Genomic DNA, 19471 nt, shown 5'->3' on the forward strand with positions numbered 1-19471 from the left:
TGCCGCATCGCTAACAAGGAAAAACACATGACCTGGACCGCATTTTTACAGCAAGCTGGCGCCCAATTCGAGCAGCACCTCGTCACCCACTTTACGCAGACCGACACAGAATTGGCCGCTCTAGAACAAAATTGGGTCATCTGCCCACTCAGCCAATACGGTTTAATTCGCTTTAGTGGCGAAGACAGCCAAGCGTTTTTACAAGGCCAACTCTCGAGTGATGTGCGAGCGCTAGACGTGAATACCGCGCAATACTCAAGTTACTCAACGCCAAAAGGTCGCATGCTCGCGAGCTTTTTAGTATCGCGTCAGCAAGATGACTATGTATTGCAAATTGCCGCCGAGCTGCAAGCCAGCATTCAAAAACGCTTAAGCATGTTTATTATGCGCAGCAAAACCAAGGCCAGCGATGCCAATGCTGACTGGGTGCAAATCGGTGTAGCAGGTCCTGCAGCCAGCGGACAAATTGCAGCATGCTTTGGCAGTGTACCGGCCGCAATGGCTGTTCAGCACCACGCCAATGCCAGCGTGATTGGACTGGCGGGCGAGCGCTTTCAAATTATGGCCTCACCCGAAGCGATGGCGACTCTCTGGACTGAATTGATCAGTAAGGGCGCACAAGCAGCGGGAACACCCGTTTGGCAGCTCACCGAAATTCGCGCCGGTTGCCCATGGGTCACTGGGGCCACCCAAGAAGAATTTGTGCCACAAATGGCCAATATGGAATTAATTGGTGGGGTTAACTTTAAAAAAGGCTGCTACCCAGGCCAAGAAATCGTCGCCAGAATGCAATATTTAGGCAAAACCAAACGCCGCACCTACCGGATGTATGTCGATAGCCGTGATGTGCTTGCGGGACAAGACGTGTATAGCTCGGATTCGGACGGCCAAGCCAGCGGCAAGATCATGCTGGCAGCGCCAAGTCCTCAAGGCGGTGCAGAAGTCTTAGTCGTTGCACAAATTGCCAGTTTGCCGCTGGGATTGCATTTAATTGACGCCAATGGTCCGCAATTGACGCAATTAAATCTGCCCTATGCACTCAACTGAAGCCAAAACAGTAATTTCATCATATAATCGCGAAATTCGCACAAGCAAGGATGTCACCCCATGGGGTTTCTCGCTAATAAAAAAATCTTAATTTGCGGTCTGCTTTCAGATCGCTCTATCGCCTACGGTATCGCCCAAGCCTGTCGCCGTGAAGGCGCTGAGTTGGCTTTCACTTACGTGGGTGAAGACCTAAAAGACCGTGTTGCTCGTTTAGCGGCCGATTTTGACTCAACCATCGTCTTGCCCTGTGATGTGGGTAGTGATGAGCAAATCGAAGCGCTATTTCCGGCATTGGCTGAATATTGGCCAACGTTTGATGGCCTCGTGCACTCAATTGGTTTTGCGCCACGCGATGCCTTAAAAGGCGACTATCTAGATGCCGTGACGCGTGAGAACTTTAAAATCGCTCACGATATCAGTTCGTACAGCTTTGCCGCACTCGCTAAAGCCGCGCGTCCAATGCTCAATGAAAAAGCCTCATTAGTCACGATGTCGTATCTTGGCGCTGAACGTGCAATCCCCAATTACAATGTAATGGGATTAGCCAAAGCCAGCCTCGAAGCCAATGTTCGCTATATGGCGGCGGCATTGGGCACCAGCAAAGAAATCCGTGTCAACGGCGTTTCTGCAGGCCCAATCAAAACTTTAGCAGCGGCGGGGATTTCCGACTTTGGTAAATTGCTCAGAGGCGCGGCAGAAGCAACGCCGTCAAAACGCAATGTCACCAAAGAAGAAGTGGGTAATGTCACCGCCTTCTTATTGTCTGACTTATGTTCAGGCATGACCGGTGAAATCTTGCACGTTGATGTGGGCTTTAGTATCGGCGCAGGCGCATTGGCAGGTTAATTCACCCGCAATTTCGCCCAAAACAAAGCCCGCAATCGCGGGCTTTATTGTTATTGACGACGGCGTAACTCAAGCAAGCCCCCAATTTAAAAGGTAGTAAGCAATGTGCCAATTACTCGGAATGAACTGCAACACCCCAACCGATATTGTGTTTTCTTTTGAAGGATTTCGCCGCCGTGGCGGACTCACCGCCGAGCATGCCGATGGCTGGGGGATTGCATTTTTTGAAGAAAAGGGCTGTCGGCTGTTTCTGGACTATCTACCGTCGAGCCATAGCCCCGTCGCTGATTTGGTACGTAGCTATCCAATCAAAAGCAAAAATGTCATCTCGCATATCCGCAAAGCCACCCAAGGCGTGGTAAATCTTGCCAATACCCACCCTTTTCAGCGTGAATTGTGGGGTGAATACTGGATCTTTGCCCATAATGGCAACCTCACCGAGCTACCCAAGCCTGAGCAATCGCGCTTTCAAGCCGTGGGCTACACCGACAGTGAGCAGGCTTTTTGCTGGTTGCTCGATCAATTGGCACAACAATTTAGCGTTATGCCCAGCCGCGCCGAGCTCCATCAGGCACTCAGCCGCATTGCGGCACAATTAGCACAACATGGCTGCTGCAATTTTTTACTCTCCAATGGCGACACGCTATGGGCGCATTGCTCAACGGCGCTGCACTACATCGTGCGCCAAGCCCCATTCACCGTCGCGCATTTATCGGATATGGATTTATCGGTCGATTTTTCCAATGAGACTCGGCCCAATGATCGCGTGGCCGTCATTGCCACCCAACCGCTCACCGACAATGAAACTTGGACGGCTATGCAGGCCGGTGAGCTATTGATGTTTGTGGATGGTGAGATACAAAAAACAGAGGTATATTCGTAGAGGGATTATTTTATATATTCTTGCGGAATATACTACCGCACATTAACGTTTGGTTTTCCGCCGCTGCTTACGCACTTTTCGCAGCGAATCAAGGCGTAGTCAGCGATGCATAGTCATTCTATGTGCACTTGCTACAACGTACGGTGCGCCGCGAAAAGCGCCCAGCCCGCAGGGTTTGGCGGCGGCCTTTTTAAAGAATGTCAGCCTGATGCTGCGTTACCAAACACTCGCGTAGAATGACTACGCTGCGCGCCTCGTGCCTTGCCTCAGGCCAAAATCCGCACAAACGCGGCTGGCAAACCAAACGTCAACAGACCCTAGGCCTCATGCTGATGCAGTCCAAGCAAGGCAAATACCGTATCATCAAAATATTCGCCCTGCTCATCGAGCTGGCGCAATTGAAACGACAGGCGCTCGAGACTGATTTGGTTGTGTGCAAAGCGGTCTCGCGTCATCTTCATGCTACTTGCGCGTGCGGCGAGTTGACTGCGCCGCGCTTCAATCTCTTTACGCTCACGCTGATGCCCACCGACCGATAAATACAGCCATAAAATCAAGCCACCTGCAATCCACCATAATTCAAAAAATAAGCTTGCGATCGCAATCAAGGTGATCAGTAAATACCAAATTTGATCGGCTTGTTCAAATTGAGGCATCATCACCGATAAGGTCGGCCAGCGTCGCTTCATCATTGCGGCAATCCGTGCATCATCCGTGGCATCGCGCTTTTTGCGCGCTAAAGCTCCATCCAAGGCCAAGCTAATATACCAATGGGTAATCACTTTTGAATGCAACCAATGGGCCGCTAAATACTGCGCCATTTTTTCGTGCAATTGATCGCGAAATGAACTGCTCGACAAAGGTGGTACGCTGTCGTTATATGGATCTTTAAGTGCATTTTGCACTTGCAAGGGGTATCCAGCTACATCCATTAATAATCGCCGACGCTCATTCAATACCTCGGGATTAATCATGATATCAGGATGGTCTAGGTGCAAATAATGCTGCAGCAATTTATCTACATCATCAAACGCCGGATGCGTGCCGGGATGCTCCTTGAGCAAACCCCGCAAACGCGCAACTTCTTGACGAATCAAATCGGCAATTGGCCCTGCTTCAGGCACCCATGAGCGACGCAACAAACCGTCAATTTTCTCTAATGGCTCATCATAATGCCGATAATAAGCCTGATGGTAACGGCCAATTTCTTCATCATCACGCAGTTTATTGCCCGTCAGCAAAGGACGAGTTGGTGCCTCGCGCCGTAAATCCAAGCCAATACGATTGACCAAACTATCTAACTCTGGCGCAACCCCCGCCCGAGCAAAGACCGGATCTAATTCATGTCGCTTATTTCGCCATTCTTCGAGCGCCTGCCAAATACTCCAATCGGCCATTATTTATTTTATTCCCTCAACCTTGACCACTGCGCTCACGCGCCTCATCTGCCCCCATGGCCTTACCGCACAACGACGACCGTAACTCTGCATGATCTGGGCGCAGCATAACATCAATCCAAAGCCTGACTCTGCAGCAAAATCCTGTGCGCACGACTCAAGCGGATTGTTCTTGTTGGCTTAACGCCGCTTCAATGCGCTCGCACAAATGGCGAAGCACTGCAATCCGTGCATAATATTTGTTATTTGCCCCTACCCTGAGCCACGGTGAATTCGGAGTACTGGTTCGCTCAATTAAATCACTGGCGGCAGTAATATAGTCATCCCATTTTTCTCGGTTACGCCAATCTTCTTCGGTAATTTTGAAACGTTTATATTCAATCGCTTCGCGCTCATGAAAGCGGTTTAATTGCTCTTCATTACTAATCGCCAGCCAAAATTTAACCACCAGCACATTCGCGGCAGCAATTTGTGCTTCAAAATCATTGATTTCGCCATACGCCCGCATCCAATCTGCACGGCTAGCAAAGCCCTCTACGCGCTCGACCAAGACGCGACCATACCAAGAGCGATCAAACAGCGTGAGTTGCCCATGCGGTGGCAGATGCCGCCAAAAGCGCCATAGATACGGCTGAGCACGTTCTTCTTCGGTCGGAGCGGCAATTGGAATGGTTCGATATTGCCGCGCATCTAAGGCGGCAGTAATCCGGCGAATCGCACCGCCCTTACCCGCAGCATCCATACCTTCAAACACACAAACAACCGATATATTTTTAAATTTAGGCTGTCGAACTAAGCCATTGAGTCGACCTTGCCATGCTTCGAGCTGAATTTTGTAATCTTCTTTGCTTAAAACATAATCTAAGGGCAGTGTATCGAGCAGGCGAACGCCATCAATGGACGGCATTAAAGGCGCGGCATCGATGCGATTTTGCCGAACGGAGGCCCGTGCCATATGATGGCGAATCGCCTCTTCAATATGCCGACCGACTGAGATGTTGCGATAATTACTGTCTGAGCTCTCAACCACACGCCACGGTGCATCGGCTAAATTGGTTCGCAATAATAAATCGCGATAACGATCAATCATCTGATCATAATTTTTTAAAAACCACCGATCCGATTCTTCAACTCGCCAAGCCGTGCGTGAATCTGCGCCAAGTTTTTTGATTTGCTTTTTTAGCTGATCTTTAGGCAAATGCAGCCAAAATTTTAAAACCAATACGCCTTCATCCGACAGCATTTTTTCTAACCGTAAAATTTTGGCCAACTCATGCTCATAAGCGATCGGTTCAGCCGCATCTTGCATTTGATCCCACATCGGGCCGCTATACCAGCCACCAAAAAGAAGGGCCATCTTGCCTTTGGGCGGCAAGATCCGCCAATAGCGCCAAAATGGCGGTCGCGCCGCTTCTTCATCACTGGGCTGAGCAAACGCATGCGTGGCAATTAAGCGCGGATCTAACCACTTCAATAACAGATTGGCCACCTCACTTTTACCTGCGGTCGGCACGCCGCCAAGCAAAATAACCACCTGAAAATCAGCGCGTTGTTTTAAATCGTATTGAATCGACAACAAGCTCTGCCGTAATTCAGTTTCAAATTGCTGATAAGCCTGCTTATCCAATTGATGCCCTAACTCTGCCGATTCAAACATACACTGACTCCAAGTCATGATGCGCCATTATTCAGCGTTAGCCGCATTTCGGAAAGTCTTTGCTGATCAGGACAACCAGAAAAGCCATATCGATCGATGCAACCGGCTTAAATCAGCAAACGGTTCATCCACCACAACAAGACAGACGAAAAAAAAGAGGCTGACGCCTCTTTGATTTTTGAATCATGCTTGGATATTTAAACCGAAAATGACGATCCACAGCCGCAAGTAGATTGTGCATTCGGATTTTTAATCGTAAATTGCGAGCCTTCAAGGCTTTCAACGTAATCAATTTCAGCGCCGACCAAATATTGATAGCTCATTGGATCAACCAATAAGGTCACACCATTTTTAGTAATCGGCGTGTCGTCTTCATTGACGATTTCGTCAAAAGTAAAACCATATTGAAAGCCTGAGCAGCCACCGCCCGTCACGAAGACGCGCAATTTCAAATCTGGATTACCTTCTTCCAAAATCAATTCATTGACTTTACTGGCCGCATTATCGGTAAAGACAAAAGGAAGTGGCATCTCGGTTTCAGTGGTCATAACAGCTCCGCCCATAATAGTTGACTAAATTGATAGGGTATATTATCCACGTCTGGCCCAGCAAGGTCAATCACTCTGCCTTGCTGTCCGCTACACGTGGCAAATCATCAATGGCCATCTCTTCACGCTGGCCATTGTGCACATGAATTAATCGCCCATCGACAATCGCACCGGGGTGCATTTCTAGCGTTTTATACGCTAAATCACCACGAATTCGCGATTTACTCTGCAATTCAACATAGTGACTGACTTCGATTGGCCCACAAATTTCACCATTTAAAATCAAATGCGAGCACACCACTTTGCCTTCGATTTTGGCCTTATCACTCACCACCAAAGTGCCGTTTTTTTCATCGGTCATACTCACATCACCGATAATGGCACCGTCTAAACGCAGGCCACCAGCAAACTTCACATGCCCAGTCACCGTCGTGCCTTGACCAATCAGGCTATCAATTTTGGTGCTGCCTTTTTTCTTATTAAACACACACGTCCCCTTAGATTTTTTTTTGGCAACTGGCTAATACTTTACTGCCTTCTGGCTCTACAAAACGGACTTCCATCACCAATGGGCCCGTTGCACCGACGGGTAATTCAAACTCACCTTCGGCACGATGATAGTGCGCCACCGCAATCGATGCGCCTTGCGTATTGGCGGTCAATTGCTGTTTTTTTCCGGCAAGCTGATATTGCAAACTAACGAATAAACGCCCAGCCAGTTCGGTTGTTTTGTCCGTCCCCTGTACCAATAACAAACGATAACGCAGTCGATCAACGCTACTGGTTTGCAATTCACAAGCCACAAAACTGGCAGAGCGATTTCTATCATTGCTTTGTAATAAAGATTCAAAGAACGATAAAGTTTCTCGCGTAATGGCGAAATCTTGCTGCAAGGCAGTCAGTTCACGCTTGAGCGCATCTCGCTCAGCGCCCACAACAGTGAGCTGTTGCGAGACTAACGCTTGGCTTTTTTGCACAGCATCAACTTGTTGCTGCAAACTTTGTACTTGATTTTTCTGCCGAGCGAAATGGCTAGACTCCCATTTTTCTTTGCGGTATTCGCCCAGCTGCATGCCAGCATAAAGCGCGCCCAGCAATACCCCCATGAGTAGCGCAATACGAAAAAATTTTGCTTTGAGAGTAAGCTGAGGGCGTAGCGACAAAGGCGTCGCAGTCATGCGCGCCCTTTGTGAACGATAGAGGCGTTTAATTGGCATCACTTAAGGCAGCAATGGCACAACATCTAAACCATGCTGTTCAGGCAGACCAAACATCAAGTTCATCACCTGCACTGATTGCCCTGAAGCGCCTTTAACCAGATTGTCTTCTACCACCAGTATCACCAGCAAATCGCCATTCCCCGGGCGGTGCACGGCAATACGTGCGGTATTACTGCCGCGTACTGAGCGGGTTTCTGGGCAAGAACCCGCTGGCATTACATCAACAAACGGCTCAGCAGCGAAACGATCTTCAAAGAGTTTTTGCACATCCGCCGCTTTACCCGCGTCCGTTAAGCGCGCATAAATCGTCGAATGAATACCACGAATCATCGGCGTAAGATGCGGAACAAAGGTCAACTCAACGGGTGCGCCGTGAATTGCAGATAACCCTTGCATGATTTCTGGCGAGTGGCGATGACCTTTTACGGCATAGGCTTTAAAGTTGTCGCTGCTTTCCGCAAACAAAGTACCCACTTCGGCTTTACGGCCAGCACCGGAAACACCCGATTTGCAATCGGCGATAATGCCGCTGGTTTCAATCAATTGCAGGCCATTTTCAATCAGCGGCAATAAACCGAGTTGTACCGACGTTGGGTAGCAGCCTGCCATACCAATCAAACGTGCGTTTTGGATGGCCGCGCGATTCACTTCTGGCAAACCGTACACCGCTTCAGCGAGTAAATCGGTACAGCTGTGCGCCATCGCGTACCATTTTTCAAATTCAACCGGATCTTTGAGGCGGAAATCAGCAGCCAAATCGATGACTTTAACGCCCGCATCAAGCAATTCACGCGCTTGCGCCATCGCCACACCATGTGGCGTGGCAAAAAATACGACATCGCACTCGGTCAGTTTGGCGTCTTCAGGGCTAGAAAAAGCAATCTCAACGTGGCCACGTAGACTAGGAAACATCTCGGATACTTTCATGCCGGCTTCTTTACGCGAAGTGACCGCCTTGAGTTCCACATCAGGATGGCGCGACAATAAACGCAGCAATTCAACCCCTGTGTACCCCGTACCACCCACAATCCCAACCTTGATCATGCTCTTCTCCCTGTTCAAATTATCACCGCGATAATAAAACAAAACACTAGAGCGTGGGGAATAGGGAAGAGGGAATAACAAAGAAAAACCATTCCCCAATCACGACTCCCAACCACTCGGTCGATAGACGTAAAAAAGCCACCCCGCAGGATGGCTCTTTGATCCAAACAATCTGTAAACGAATTAACGTTTAGAGAATTGTTTACGACGACGTGCGCCGCGTAGACCGACTTTCTTACGTTCAACTTCACGAGCGTCACGAGTAACCAGACCAGCCGATTTCAGAGTTGGTTTCAACGCTGCATCGTACTGAATCAAGGCACGAGTGATACCGTGACGAACCGCGCCAGCTTGGCCAGATTCGCCGCCGCCAACCACGTTTACCATGATGTCGAAAGCTTCAAGATTGCTAGTCAACACGAGTGGTTGACGAACGATCATACGGCCAGTTTCACGAGCAAAATATTGGTCCAATGCTTTGCCGTTAACGATGATTTGGCCAGTACCTTTTGCCAAGAACACACGAGCTACAGAGCTCTTGCGGCGGCCAGTACCATAATTATATTTACCTACCATGATGCAATTCCTTTAAGTTTTGCGATCGCTTAGAGAGCAAGAGTTTTAGGTTCTTGCGCAGTGTGCGGATGTTCGCCACCGGCATAAACTTTCATTTTCTTGATCATTGCGTAGCCCAATGGGCCTTTTGGTAACATGCCTTTAACAGCAAATTCCAACGCACGGCCAGGAAATTTCGTTTGCATTTCAGTGAAGGTACGCTCGTAAATACCGCCTGGGTGACCAGTGTGACGGTAATAAATCTTAGCCGTTGCTTTATCGCCAGTAACGCGGATCTTGTCTGCGTTTACCACAACGATGTAGTCGCCGGTATCGACGTGCGGAGTGTATTCAGCTTTATGTTTGCCACGCAGGCGTTTGGCGATCTCGGCAGCGAGACGGCCCAGCACTAAGTCTGTGGCGTCCACAACGAACCACTCGCGCTTCACCTCGTGCGGCTTGGCAGAAAAGGTTTTCATGACTGCTAGTCCACGTTTTTGAATTTGAGAAAGTCGCGGATTGTAGCGGGTTAAATGCCACTCTGTCAAATGCATTTGCAAACAGATTCCAATCCAGGACAAAAAAAACGCAATCAAGGCATGCCTAGATTGCGCGAAATCCTACCAAATAAATGGAGGATGGAGGAGACGACATCGAGCAAAGCCCAATGTCGCCGTCGATTATCACAGAAATTTAGGTGTAAGACAACCAAGTTGTCAGCACTGCGACCAATGGTTACAAGCCAAATAGACTGGATCAATTTATACCATCGCGCCATCGCTTCGCCCGCCTTTCCCCGTTAGAATAGTGACCGATATTCCATCGTATTTCCTTAATACCAAGGACAAATGAACTATGAAAGTACGCATTAAATGGGTCGAAGAAGTGAGCTTTTTGGCGCAGTCCGAATCTGGCCATGCGGTGCTAATGGATGGCCCGCCTGAAGGCGGAGGGCGTAACCTCGGGCCACGGCCGATGGAGATGCTCTTGATGGGGATGGCAGGCTGTTCTAGCTATGATGTCGTCCACATCCTTAAAAAAGGCCGTGCTGACATTAGAGACTGTGTGCTTGAGGTGGATGCCGAACGCGCTACAACCGATCCCAAGGTTTTCACCAAAATTCATTTACATTTTATTGTGACCGGCAAAGCACTAAAAACGGAAGCCGTTGAGCGGGCGATCAAATTATCGGCCGAAAAATACTGCTCTGCGTCGATTATGCTCGGCCAAGTTGTCGCCATTACACATGATTTCAGCGTAATTGAAGCCGATTAATTCGCAGGCTTGCCACAATAAAAAACGGCAAGAAAGCGATTCTTGCCGTTTTTAATTCAATGCTGATGAACGAGTCTAATGATTACGAATGCGCGGCAACTGCTTGACGGCGAAAAATCCACGCATACGGCAAGCCAATAAATAAAGCCCCACCCACAATATTACCGAGTGTTGCGGGCAATAAATTATGCAGTAAAAAATCACCCCAGCTGGCATCTAGCCCAAGCAACATTGCTGCAGGAATAAAGAACATATTTGCAATACTATGCTCCATGCCCAGCGCAACAAATGCCATAACTGGCAACCAAATCCCCATCATGCGACCCAGCGTATCTTTCGCTGAATAGCCCTGCCAAGCGGCAACACAAACCAAAATATTGGCCAAAACACCTTTAAAGAAGGTAACCATAAATGGATTTTCTAATTTGTGATGTGCAATAGAGAGTAAATAGAGCGTTGCAGAATCATTGGGCTTAAAGATGCCCGTCATATAGGCAAAGGCCCAAGCCGTGAATAATGCGCCCATAAAATTACCCAAATAAGAGAGCCCCCACACTCTGGCCACTGCTCGCTTGGCCAATAAATTGCGTTGCAATGGCACCATTTGTGTTGCGCAATTACTGGTAAATAGGTCTACCCCTGTCAACACCACCGCAATAAAACCCAAAGGAAAAACCGCGCCAAATAATAATTTGCCTAAGCCAGGATTGCCCTGCATTAACTCTGGCGACCCACCAGCGACATAAACCGCGAGCAAAGCTCCCAGAGAAATAAACATACCGCCGATAATGGCCATAACCGCTAATCGTGAACAAGGCAGCGCAGACTTTTCTAAAGCACTGTGTTCTACATAATCAACAATGGCAGAAGGAGCTAACATCCCATTCATATCAAGGCCTGCACTTCTAATTATTTAGATGGCGCTATTTTATAACGTGCATACCCATAACAAGCGGCAGTATTGCCATGACGTTGGTATTGAATACGACAAATCTGATCTGGCGCAAGTTCTAGCAGGGCTAGCTAGCCATCTAAATCCTCACAATATGCTATTTAACTTTAAAAATTGATCAAAAACGATAACTCAGCTGTGTCATTAACTTAGAAGTTAGCTGCATCAATTGCAGCACAGGTCGCGGCAAAGGGACTGCCCCCATTTGATCCGCCAATTCGGCATGACTCATTTCGTCTAGATACATTTGCGAAACAATGGCTCGGCTTTTTTCATCCTGTTGCGGTAGCTCAGAGAGGTGACTTTGCAAATGTGCCCCTACTTGTCGTTCAGTTTCGGCCAAAAACCCCAAATTCCATTTGTCACCGATCACCCCAGCGGCAACACCCATCGCCAATGAGCCAGCATACCACAATGGATTAAGCACACTGCGATGACTACCTAGCTCAGCCAAACGACGCTGAGTCCAAGCTAAATGCTCCACCTCCTCATCGGCGGCATGGCGTAATGCTTGCCGTGCTGCGGGGTCTCTCGCTGTCAACGCTTGCCCTTGATACAGCGCTTGCGCGCACACTTCGCCGCAGTGATTCACCCGCATCAATCCTGCTGCGTGCGCTTTTTCTGCGCTACTCATTTCTGCATCGTCAATTTTGGCATCAGGATGCGCCCGAGCACTCACCGCAGGTGCAGCTAAAGTGCGCAACACCGTGTCAAATTCAGTAATAAATTGGTCCAAAGAAGGTAATTTCAGCATCATCAGTTCTCCTTAAGCTGGCAATTCTACACTGTGCACATGTTATGATTGCGAGATTGTATTTTTACCCCCAATTTGCAGGAATTTTCATGAAACGCTTCGTTATCGCCGCCGCTTTAGCACTGTCAAGCTTGACCGCTATCGCCGCCAATCCGCAAGTCGAGCTCAACACCAGCAAAGGTAAAATCATCGTTGAACTCTACCCAGAGCAAGCGCCGATCTCGGTGGCTAATTTTTTGCAATATGTAAAAAGCAAACATTATGACGGCACGATTTTTCATCGTGTAGTGCCTGGATTTGTAGTGCAAGGTGGTGGTTACGATGCCAAACAAGAACAAAAACCAACTAAAGCATCAATTCAAAATGAAGCCAAAATCACGGCTGAAAAAGGCTTGAAAAATGACCGTGGGATGTTGGCCATGGCCAGAACCGGCCAGCCGCATTCGGCGACCAGCCAGTTTTATATCAATCTAAAAAACAATGACGCTTTAAATTACCCATCATTTGATGGCTGGGGTTACGCGGTATTTGGTAAAGTATTAAGTGGTATGGACGTCGCGGATCAAATGGCAAAAGTAAATTTACTGCCTGGCGATACCCCAGCCGAGCCGATCATTTTAATCAGCGCCAAAGAATTAGCCGCCAAGCCAGAAAAAGCCAGTGCCAGCAAAAGTAGCACCAGCAAATAATTTATATTTTTTAAAGGACAAAACAGATGACTAAAGTAAAACTCACCACCAGCATGGGTGACATTGTTTTAGAACTAAACGAAGAAAAAGCGCCGATTACAGTGGCTAACTTTATTCAATACGCCACTTCGGGTCACTACGATGGTACGATTTTTCATCGTGTTATCGATGGTTTTATGGTGCAAGGCGGTGGCTTTGAACCCGGTATGAAAGAAAAGAAAGACAAACATCCAACTATTCAAAATGAAGCGGATAATGGTTTAAAAAATGACATTTACACTGTCGCTATGGCCCGTACACCGGAACCCCATTCGGCCTCTTCGCAGTTTTTCATCAATGCCGCTGACAATGATTTTTTAAATCATCGCAATAAAACAGCCCAAGGCTGGGGCTACGCCGTATTTGGCAGCGTAATTGAAGGCCAAGACATCGTTGATAAAATCGAAAAAGTGAAAACTGGCAGCAATGGTTTCCACCAAGATGTGCCAAAAACCGATGTGGTCATTTTAAGTGCCGAAGTACTGGCCTAATTACGTTGCTTCACGATCGATTTAATTTTAAGCGCAGCAAGTCTGCGCTTTTTTTATAATCAAACTACCAAGCCTATCGAATGACTCAAGCCACTTACTTTATCTCTGATCTACATTTATCCCCTAGCGACGCGCCAACGGTGCAAGCGTATCAACAATTTATGCGCCACATCGTCGCCAGCAAAGCCGAATATTTATATATTTTGGGGGATTTATTTGAATACTGGTTGGGTGACGATCAACTCGACGAGCCTTTTTACGCTGAGCAAGTTGCTGAAATCGCAGCCGTGGCGCAAACCGGCGTCAAAGTTTTTTTTATGGCCGGTAATCGCGATTTACTCGTTGGCCGCCGATTTGCCAGCAGCGCTCAACTCACCGTGTTGCCAGACCCCAGCTTGATATACCTACAAGGGCAAGCGATTTTATTGGGCCACGGCGACCGTTATTGCACTGATGATATTGCCTACCAGCGCTATCGCCGGCTAACTCACAACCCGATTGTGCAATGGATTTGGCTGCATTTACCGAAAAAAATCCGCGATCAGCAAATTGCCAACTTACGTTTGAAATCACAAAAATCAAATAAAAACAAAAACCGCATGATTATGGATGTCAATCTGGCCAGTATTGAAACTGAACTACAGCGCAGCCCTGCACGCGTGCTGATTCATGGACACACCCATAGACCAGCGCAACATCAACACCAGCACGGTATTCGCTGGGTCATTCCAGATTGGAAAAAAGGCCATGGTGGCTATTTATTAAGCCAACACGGTCAAATTAGCTTGCATATGTATCCAGACTCCTGATTTTTTAAGCAAAATATATCAGTGAAGCGCAGACATGCATTTGTTTTTACAACAAAACCCACTACTATTGGGGTTCGTTAACTTACTTGTCGCAACATAAAAATGAAGTTAATTAGTAAAGTAAAGACAATACTATTGTCATTAATATTGCTATCGCCAATGGCAAACGCTGAGAATACTTTACGTATTTTGACTTGGCACGGTTACGCCGACCCCGACTGGATTGCTGAATTTGAACAGAAGTACCATGCCAAAGTTGAGCTGACTTATATTTCAAGTGATGATGAACTATGGGAAAAACTCAATCGAAAACAACAAAACACTTATGACGTTTTTGCCGTTAATACCGCTGAATTACAGCGCTACATTGATCATAACCTCGTCGCACCGATAAAAATAACTCAAATTCCTAATACCAAGAATCAATTACCTCGATTTCGTAAAACCGAGAAAATTTTAGGCCTAAATAGAAATGGAAATTTATATGCAATTCCATTTACCTATTCAGAAATGGGGCTAATTTATGATAAAAAACAATTCAAAACGGCGCCGGTATCAATGAATGATCTATGGCAAACCCAATTCCGTGGAAAAATCGTTCTCTACGATGGCAGCAATCACAATTTCAGCTTAACGGCACTCACATTACAAGCCAATAATCCATTTAAACTCTCTGCCAATGAGATGAAACAAACCGTCGATAAACTACTCCAATTACGCCAACAAAATCCTGTTTTTTATACCACCCCAGAACAAGGCACTCAAGCTTTTATTAAAAACAAAGCCGCTTTAATGTATGCTAATTATGGTCAACAACAAGTTAAATTATTACAACAAACAGGCGCAGATATTGGTTATATTATTCCGCAAGAGGGTGTACTGGCTTGGTTAGATTGCTGGGCCATCAGCAATACCACCAAAAACCGCAAGCTGGCTGAAAATTGGATTAATTACACATTAGAAAAAACCGTCAGCCAAGCTTTAAGCCAACGACAAGGATTATCTAACACTTTAAGCGGAAGTAATTTAAAAGACAGTGATAAAATTTTATGGCTAGAACCCTCTGAAAACTTTACCCTTCGCAGTCAATATTGGGATCGAATTCGGGCAGGAAAAGCACGAAAAAACAATCAACGACAATAAATAAATCCAATAGTGATTTATCCTAAAATTCAACAATATCAAATTCACTCTAAAATTCAGACTATCTATTATTGAAAAAACGCATATCATTTTGCAATTGACTCACAAGCCACAATAAAAAAGCCCACCATCGTGGTGGGCTCAGCAGCAAACAGTGAATTTGAATTAGCGCTTAGTTCGCAAATGCCATCATTGAGGCGCGTGTCACCACCAGTAATTGATCACCCGCTGCCGCTTGTGTTAGCCATTCTTTGTTTGCAACAGGAACGGTAATGATTTTGCCTGCAAAATCTTTCACGCGCAGTGTCCCCGCGGCCACATTCACTCCGACAATATCATTGTAAACCGTGTGCGTTAGCGTCATGCCTGCGCCATCAACAGATAAATCCTGTGTATTGGTATCAATCACTTTGCGAATGCCTGCAGTGCCTTTTTGCAAGACAAAAGCCATCGTTTCAGAGCCTGCCACCGTTGCGGTGTCATTGGGCTTTAAGGTATTCAGACGCGTGACCTTAGGATTAACATTTGTAAACTCTAGCATTTGCCCGTTTGGCATTTGGAGCACAACGCTGCGCGTTGCCAAATCGACAGAAACCACCCGTGCCTCATCAATCTTACGTTCAGAAGTCGCCACGAGTAATTCATCTTGCCCAGTTGCGGCAATCGACGCCGTTCCGGCCAATAAACCCGCAGTGAGAAAGATAGAAGCAAGTAATTTAGTGCGCATAATTGATACCCCTAGATTTGTTTATTCAAACGATAAGCATAAAGCAAATTATCACCCATCGAGGCTAACACGCAGTGTCAGCAAAAAACCAGTCTAGCGCGAAATTGACAGGCTAGAAATAAATAATTTGCCTAATCAATATAATTGAAAAACCAGCAGAATCCAGCACAAACTTACCTGATAGAGAGTAAGGCAACCGCCTGCGCTTCAACCGCAGCGCCCTCTCCCACCGGTCCGAGCTTCTCATATGTCTTGGCTTTCACGTTAACCAAAGCCACATCTATTTGCAGATCTTCGGCAATATTTACCCTCATTGCGGGGATATGCGGCGCCATTTTCGGCTGCTGAATTAAGATCGACGCATCAATATTCGCCACTTGCCAGCCTAGCTCTGCCACTCGACGCACTGCTGCGCGCAATAAAACGCGACTATCTGCGCCTTTAAATTCGGCGGCCGTATCTGGAAAATGCCGACCAATATCGCCCAAGCCCGCCGCACCCAGAATTGCATCGGTAATCGCATGCAACAAAGCATCGGCATCAGAATGCCCCAGCAAGCCTTTCTCATACGGGATATGTACGCCGCCCAAAATCAAAGGACGATCGGCCACCATACGATGAACATCCCAGCCTTGGCCGATACGAAAAGGTAAAGTCATGTTGAATTCTCCAGCGAAACGCTTGCCAACAAGCGCCATACAATAAGGTTTACGTTACAGCAGCAAGATCAACGGTTGGCCTGTAGCAACAACTTCGCCATCTCCAAATCCTGCGGATAAGTCACTTTCAGGTTCCATGGGCTGCCCATGATGAGTTTGGGTGAATGGCCGAGGCGTTCGAGCGCGCTGGCTTCGTCGGTGATCTCTGCAACGTGTTCGGGCAGCGCGTCTTGTAGCGCGGCGAGTAATGGGCCACGGCGGAACATTTGCGGTGTTTGTGCTTGCCAAAGTCCCGCGCGCGGCGTGGTGTGAGCAATGCGTGGCTCGGCAGAATGATTGACGGCGACCTTGAGGGTATCGGCCACTGGAACAGCTAAAATGCCGCCTACAGCGTCATACTCCAACTGAACAATCATGGCATCCACTTGCTGACTGGTGATACAAGGGCGAGCGGCGTCATGCACCAGCACCCAAATGTCGTCAGACGTCGCAAAATCCTGCGCTTGTTGATCCGCTTGAGGACTTTCAATGGGAGCAGCGGCAAGTGCCGTCAAACCATTCATCACCGATTCAGCGCGGCTAACGCCACCCACGCGCAGCACCAGCAAGCGGGCCAACGACTCGCCCAGTAAAGCGGCCCAATCGTAGCTTGCCCACCATTCATCTGCTGGCGAAATCACCACCACCACTTGCGCGATGCCCGCAGCGCCCAGCAAGGCGCGCAGCGTATGCGCGATCAGGGGCTGGCCAAGTAAGTCTAAATATTGTTTCGGCGTCGCAGACGCCATCCGGCTGCCGCTTCCCGCGGCAGGAACTAAGGCAATGGCAGTCATTGCGCAGCCTCATTCATAGCTTCTTTTTCCGCGTCATCTGCTTGTGCATCGAGCGCGTTATACACTTCGATGATCTCGACTTCAGGATGCGCGGTTTGCCAAGCGTCGAGCACGTCAGCCAAGGCTTGGTCGTTCAACGCCGCAACGCCCAGTTGGCGTTCAGGCTGCCAAGCGACTTTAGCTTCGCTCGCGGCATCTAGTGCATGCTGCGTTTCTTCGCCACCCGCTTGGTGCTGCATTGGCATAAGCCTCGACCAATCTTCCAGCGCCATCTGGCTGTCTGCAAGGAGTTTATCTAGGGTATTGACCGCTAGATCATTAGATATATTGGCTTCGATCACATACGTCGAATAATTTGCGCGTTGCCAGAATTCTAGCCAATCAAAAACCGGAACGTCTTTGCCGTTGAGTTCACGCGTGCCGCGCGGTGCGCCGTCAATCAGTACGATATCGTGATAACGCACGCCGCAATCAGGCAGCGGGACGCTGACAATCTGCGCGCGCGCCGAATCAAGGCGATTGGCCCACAACACTTCAACCTGATCGCCCTGCGTAATTCGCACTGGAATCAAGCCCAATTTTAAATCGGGCGCAGCATTTTCCACCGCATCCAACGGCAACGTAATGCCAAAGAATGCCCACGCTTTGGCCGCCGTTGCCCAATCAGCAATCGCCGTTGCCGCGATGCCCATATTCCACCACGCGGCGGCGTCTTCAGGATTGAGCTCGGCTGCGCGGCGGTTGTAGCGCAGCGATTCAGCCCAGCGGCTTTGATATTTATACAGCAGCGCCAAATCGTAATTGGTCACCGCGTCTTGCTCGTCAATCGCCAGCGCCGCCAAAAAATGCTGTTCGGCCAACGCTTCGTCGTGCTCTTCCCACGCCGCATGCGCGGCAGTTTTGAGTTCGGTGGTATTCATGCAAACGCTCATTGTGGACTGCCCTCGCCATTGGGCAACGCGGCGAGCGGCTCAATTTGACGCCACACGCAGCTGCCCTTGACGGCTTTATCCAGCGCATCAAGATACTTTTGATGTAATGCGAGTTCTTCACTGCTGGCTTGCGTCACGATCAGCGGCAAGCTATTGCTGCGGCGGGCTAAATTACTGGCGTTTTCTTCTGCAGTTGGCGCGTAGTCGATCAACAGACTATCTTGGCCGCGCGTCATCGCCATATACACTTCGGCCAGCAATTCGCAGTCAATCAACGCGCCGTGTAATGTTCGGCCAGAACGATCGACGTCATAACGATCGCACAGCGCATCCAGGCTATTGCGTTTGCCCGGCCACAGATCTTTGGCCATTTTCAGCGTGTCGGTCACGCTCGCGACGTAATCATCTAACTTGCCACGGCCTAACTTGCCAAGCTCCATATTCAAATAGCCAACGTCAAATGGCGCGTTATGGATGATGATTTCGGCGTCTGTTACAAATTCCAGAAAGTCATCGACGATTTGCCCGAACTTGGCTTTATCCGACAAAAATTGGGTGGTTAAACCATGGACATTCAAAGCGCCCTCTTCAGAGTCGCGGCCCGGATTGATGTAGCGATGAAAATGGCGCTCGGCTTTGGATAATTTACGATCGATCATTTCAACCGCAGCGATTTCCAAAATTCGGTTACCGTCTTCAACCCGCAGACCTGTCGTCTCGGTATCGAGGAAAATTTGACGCATGATGATTCCCAACAAAACAATGGCGCTATTGTAACTGATGTTGATCACTGGCAAAAAACCGTCCACCGCGTGAAAAACCACGCGTTCTGCTTTTATGTTTTTCACCTCAAAATCTTTTAACGCAGAGACACAGAGGCGCAGAGAAAACCAATTTAGGTCTCAAACCATCACCAACACGCTGATTTAAACTGCGATTGGCTGATGTTTTGTTCTGCGTCTCGGCGTTGG

23 protein-coding genes are annotated in these 19471 nt (G+C 48.2%); 8 read left to right on the forward strand and 15 right to left on the reverse strand.

What is annotated here, in order from left to right:
* Window positions 1-27: 27 nt before the first annotated feature.
* From ygfZ to LG219_RS12315, 3 genes are all read left to right on the forward strand, one after another.
* Window positions 28-1047 (forward strand): CAF17-like 4Fe-4S cluster assembly/insertion protein YgfZ, encoded by a 1020-nt coding sequence (gene ygfZ, locus LG219_RS12305; RefSeq protein ID WP_226764781.1) that lies wholly within the window; start codon window positions 28-30, stop codon window positions 1045-1047.
* Between the two features lie 60 nt (window positions 1048-1107).
* Entirely contained in the window at window positions 1108-1893 is a 786-nt protein-coding gene (locus LG219_RS12310) for an enoyl-ACP reductase FabI (protein WP_226764782.1), read from the forward strand.
* A 103-nt stretch (window positions 1894-1996) separates the two neighbouring features.
* Window positions 1997-2776 carry a class II glutamine amidotransferase gene (locus tag LG219_RS12315; RefSeq protein WP_226764783.1) on the forward strand — a complete coding sequence of 260 codons (780 nt, stop codon included), beginning with the start codon at window positions 1997-1999 and terminating at the stop codon, window positions 2774-2776.
* A gap of 317 nt (window positions 2777-3093) precedes the next feature.
* Here the strand turns inward: LG219_RS12315 and LG219_RS12320 are convergent, their stop codons facing one another.
* The 8 genes from LG219_RS12320 to rplM form a co-directional block, all read right to left on the reverse strand.
* Window positions 3094-4173, reverse strand: coding sequence for a hypothetical protein (locus LG219_RS12320; RefSeq protein WP_226764784.1), 1080 nt, complete (start codon window positions 4171-4173; stop codon window positions 3094-3096).
* 157 nt (window positions 4174-4330) lie between these two features.
* The gene (gene pap, locus LG219_RS12325; RefSeq protein ID WP_226764785.1) at window positions 4331-5830 is read right to left on the reverse strand and encodes a polyphosphate:AMP phosphotransferase; all 1500 of its coding nucleotides are present in this window, start codon (window positions 5828-5830) and stop codon (window positions 4331-4333) included.
* Window positions 5831-6027: 197 nt separating this feature from the next.
* On the reverse strand, window positions 6028-6378 hold the full coding sequence (gene erpA / locus LG219_RS12330; protein ID WP_173532332.1) for an iron-sulfur cluster insertion protein ErpA: 351 nt from the start codon (window positions 6376-6378) through the stop codon (window positions 6028-6030).
* 70 nt (window positions 6379-6448) lie between these two features.
* The gene (locus LG219_RS12335; RefSeq protein WP_173532333.1) at window positions 6449-6865 is read right to left on the reverse strand and encodes a bactofilin family protein; all 417 of its coding nucleotides are present in this window, start codon (window positions 6863-6865) and stop codon (window positions 6449-6451) included.
* A gap of 10 nt (window positions 6866-6875) precedes the next feature.
* Window positions 6876-7556, reverse strand: coding sequence for a DUF6776 family protein (locus LG219_RS12340; RefSeq protein WP_226764786.1), 681 nt, complete (start codon window positions 7554-7556; stop codon window positions 6876-6878).
* Window positions 7557-7598: 42 nt separating this feature from the next.
* Entirely contained in the window at window positions 7599-8642 is a 1044-nt protein-coding gene (argC, locus tag LG219_RS12345; RefSeq protein ID WP_226764787.1) for an N-acetyl-gamma-glutamyl-phosphate reductase, read from the reverse strand.
* A gap of 183 nt (window positions 8643-8825) precedes the next feature.
* Window positions 8826-9218 carry a 30S ribosomal protein S9 gene (gene rpsI / locus LG219_RS12350; RefSeq protein WP_173532336.1) on the reverse strand — a complete coding sequence of 131 codons (393 nt, stop codon included), beginning with the start codon at window positions 9216-9218 and terminating at the stop codon, window positions 8826-8828.
* Window positions 9219-9247: 29 nt separating this feature from the next.
* The gene (gene rplM / locus LG219_RS12355; protein WP_226764851.1) at window positions 9248-9676 is read right to left on the reverse strand and encodes a 50S ribosomal protein L13; all 429 of its coding nucleotides are present in this window, start codon (window positions 9674-9676) and stop codon (window positions 9248-9250) included.
* 376 nt (window positions 9677-10052) lie between these two features.
* Between rplM and LG219_RS12360 the strand changes: the two genes are divergently transcribed.
* A complete protein-coding gene (locus tag LG219_RS12360; protein WP_226764788.1) occupies window positions 10053-10472 on the forward strand; it encodes an OsmC family protein in 420 nt (139 codons plus the stop codon).
* Between the two features lie 82 nt (window positions 10473-10554).
* Here the strand turns inward: LG219_RS12360 and LG219_RS12365 are convergent, their stop codons facing one another.
* Window positions 10555-11352 (reverse strand): formate/nitrite transporter family protein, encoded by a 798-nt coding sequence (locus LG219_RS12365; protein ID WP_226764789.1) that lies wholly within the window; start codon window positions 11350-11352, stop codon window positions 10555-10557.
* Window positions 11353-11542: 190 nt separating this feature from the next.
* Entirely contained in the window at window positions 11543-12178 is a 636-nt protein-coding gene (gene coq7, locus LG219_RS12370) for a 2-polyprenyl-3-methyl-6-methoxy-1,4-benzoquinone monooxygenase (RefSeq protein ID WP_226764852.1), read from the reverse strand.
* A gap of 89 nt (window positions 12179-12267) precedes the next feature.
* Here coq7 and LG219_RS12375 point away from each other — a divergent pair, with 89 nt between their 5' ends.
* The 4 genes from LG219_RS12375 (at window position 12268) to LG219_RS12390 (ending at window position 15349) form a co-directional block, all read left to right on the forward strand.
* Window positions 12268-12867 carry a peptidylprolyl isomerase gene (locus tag LG219_RS12375; protein ID WP_226764790.1) on the forward strand — a complete coding sequence of 200 codons (600 nt, stop codon included), beginning with the start codon at window positions 12268-12270 and terminating at the stop codon, window positions 12865-12867.
* Between the two features lie 26 nt (window positions 12868-12893).
* Window positions 12894-13397 carry a peptidylprolyl isomerase gene (locus LG219_RS12380; RefSeq protein WP_226764791.1) on the forward strand — a complete coding sequence of 168 codons (504 nt, stop codon included), beginning with the start codon at window positions 12894-12896 and terminating at the stop codon, window positions 13395-13397.
* An 80-nt stretch (window positions 13398-13477) separates the two neighbouring features.
* Window positions 13478-14206, forward strand: a complete 729-nt coding sequence (locus tag LG219_RS12385) for a UDP-2,3-diacylglucosamine diphosphatase (protein WP_226764792.1) — start codon at window positions 13478-13480, stop codon at window positions 14204-14206.
* Window positions 14207-14308: 102 nt separating this feature from the next.
* Entirely contained in the window at window positions 14309-15349 is a 1041-nt protein-coding gene (locus LG219_RS12390) for an extracellular solute-binding protein (RefSeq protein WP_226764793.1), read from the forward strand.
* A gap of 172 nt (window positions 15350-15521) precedes the next feature.
* Here the strand turns inward: LG219_RS12390 and LG219_RS12395 are convergent, their stop codons facing one another.
* The 5 genes from LG219_RS12395 to dnaQ form a co-directional block, all read right to left on the reverse strand.
* Window positions 15522-16076, reverse strand: a complete 555-nt coding sequence (locus LG219_RS12395; protein WP_226764794.1) for a hypothetical protein — start codon at window positions 16074-16076, stop codon at window positions 15522-15524.
* 173 nt (window positions 16077-16249) lie between these two features.
* Entirely contained in the window at window positions 16250-16735 is a 486-nt protein-coding gene (gene ispF / locus LG219_RS12400; protein ID WP_226764795.1) for a 2-C-methyl-D-erythritol 2,4-cyclodiphosphate synthase, read from the reverse strand.
* Between the two features lie 68 nt (window positions 16736-16803).
* Window positions 16804-17568, reverse strand: coding sequence for a 2-C-methyl-D-erythritol 4-phosphate cytidylyltransferase (ispD, locus tag LG219_RS12405; RefSeq protein ID WP_226764796.1), 765 nt, complete (start codon window positions 17566-17568; stop codon window positions 16804-16806).
* The gene (locus tag LG219_RS12410) at window positions 17565-18488 is read right to left on the reverse strand and encodes a glycoside hydrolase family 26 protein (RefSeq protein ID WP_226764797.1); all 924 of its coding nucleotides are present in this window, start codon (window positions 18486-18488) and stop codon (window positions 17565-17567) included. The genes ispD and LG219_RS12410 overlap by 4 nt, the downstream gene beginning before the upstream one ends.
* 8 nt (window positions 18489-18496) lie before the next feature.
* Complete coding sequence (gene dnaQ, locus LG219_RS12415) at window positions 18497-19348, reverse strand: DNA polymerase III subunit epsilon (protein ID WP_308444084.1); 852 nt, start codon at window positions 19346-19348, stop codon at window positions 18497-18499.
* Between the last annotated feature and the right edge of the window lie 123 nt (window positions 19349-19471).

Origin of the sequence: Deefgea salmonis, from assembly GCF_020531905.1 — a bacterium.
Taxonomy (GTDB): domain Bacteria; phylum Pseudomonadota; class Gammaproteobacteria; order Burkholderiales; family Chitinibacteraceae; genus Deefgea; species Deefgea salmonis.

Coding starts and splice junctions, on each gene's coding strand:
- LG219_RS12390 (WP_226764793.1), top strand. CDS start 14,309: ATGAAGTTAATTAGTAAAGTAAAGACAATACTATTGTCATTAATATTG.
- rpsI (WP_173532336.1), bottom strand. CDS start 9,218: ATGGTAGGTAAATATAATTATGGTACTGGCCGCCGCAAGAGCTCTGTA.
- LG219_RS12315 (WP_226764783.1), top strand. CDS start 1,997: ATGTGCCAATTACTCGGAATGAACTGCAACACCCCAACCGATATTGTG.
- LG219_RS12385 (WP_226764792.1), top strand. CDS start 13,478: ATGACTCAAGCCACTTACTTTATCTCTGATCTACATTTATCCCCTAGC.
- ispD (WP_226764796.1), bottom strand. CDS start 17,568: ATGACTGCCATTGCCTTAGTTCCTGCCGCGGGAAGCGGCAGCCGGATG.
- LG219_RS12365 (WP_226764789.1), bottom strand. CDS start 11,352: ATGTTAGCTCCTTCTGCCATTGTTGATTATGTAGAACACAGTGCTTTA.
- LG219_RS12410 (WP_226764797.1), bottom strand. CDS start 18,488: ATGAATACCACCGAACTCAAAACTGCCGCGCATGCGGCGTGGGAAGAG.
- LG219_RS12310 (WP_226764782.1), top strand. CDS start 1,108: ATGGGGTTTCTCGCTAATAAAAAAATCTTAATTTGCGGTCTGCTTTCA.
- coq7 (WP_226764852.1), bottom strand. CDS start 12,178: ATGCTGAAATTACCTTCTTTGGACCAATTTATTACTGAATTTGACACG.
- erpA (WP_173532332.1), bottom strand. CDS start 6,378: ATGACCACTGAAACCGAGATGCCACTTCCTTTTGTCTTTACCGATAAT.
- LG219_RS12360 (WP_226764788.1), top strand. CDS start 10,053: ATGAAAGTACGCATTAAATGGGTCGAAGAAGTGAGCTTTTTGGCGCAG.
- LG219_RS12340 (WP_226764786.1), bottom strand. CDS start 7,556: ATGACTGCGACGCCTTTGTCGCTACGCCCTCAGCTTACTCTCAAAGCA.
- LG219_RS12380 (WP_226764791.1), top strand. CDS start 12,894: ATGACTAAAGTAAAACTCACCACCAGCATGGGTGACATTGTTTTAGAA.
- LG219_RS12320 (WP_226764784.1), bottom strand. CDS start 4,173: ATGGCCGATTGGAGTATTTGGCAGGCGCTCGAAGAATGGCGAAATAAG.
- pap (WP_226764785.1), bottom strand. CDS start 5,830: ATGTTTGAATCGGCAGAGTTAGGGCATCAATTGGATAAGCAGGCTTAT.
- LG219_RS12395 (WP_226764794.1), bottom strand. CDS start 16,076: ATGCGCACTAAATTACTTGCTTCTATCTTTCTCACTGCGGGTTTATTG.
- rplM (WP_226764851.1), bottom strand. CDS start 9,676: ATGAAAACCTTTTCTGCCAAGCCGCACGAGGTGAAGCGCGAGTGGTTC.
- ispF (WP_226764795.1), bottom strand. CDS start 16,735: ATGACTTTACCTTTTCGTATCGGCCAAGGCTGGGATGTTCATCGTATG.
- argC (WP_226764787.1), bottom strand. CDS start 8,642: ATGATCAAGGTTGGGATTGTGGGTGGTACGGGGTACACAGGGGTTGAA.
- ygfZ (WP_226764781.1), top strand. CDS start 28: ATGACCTGGACCGCATTTTTACAGCAAGCTGGCGCCCAATTCGAGCAG.
- LG219_RS12375 (WP_226764790.1), top strand. CDS start 12,268: ATGAAACGCTTCGTTATCGCCGCCGCTTTAGCACTGTCAAGCTTGACC.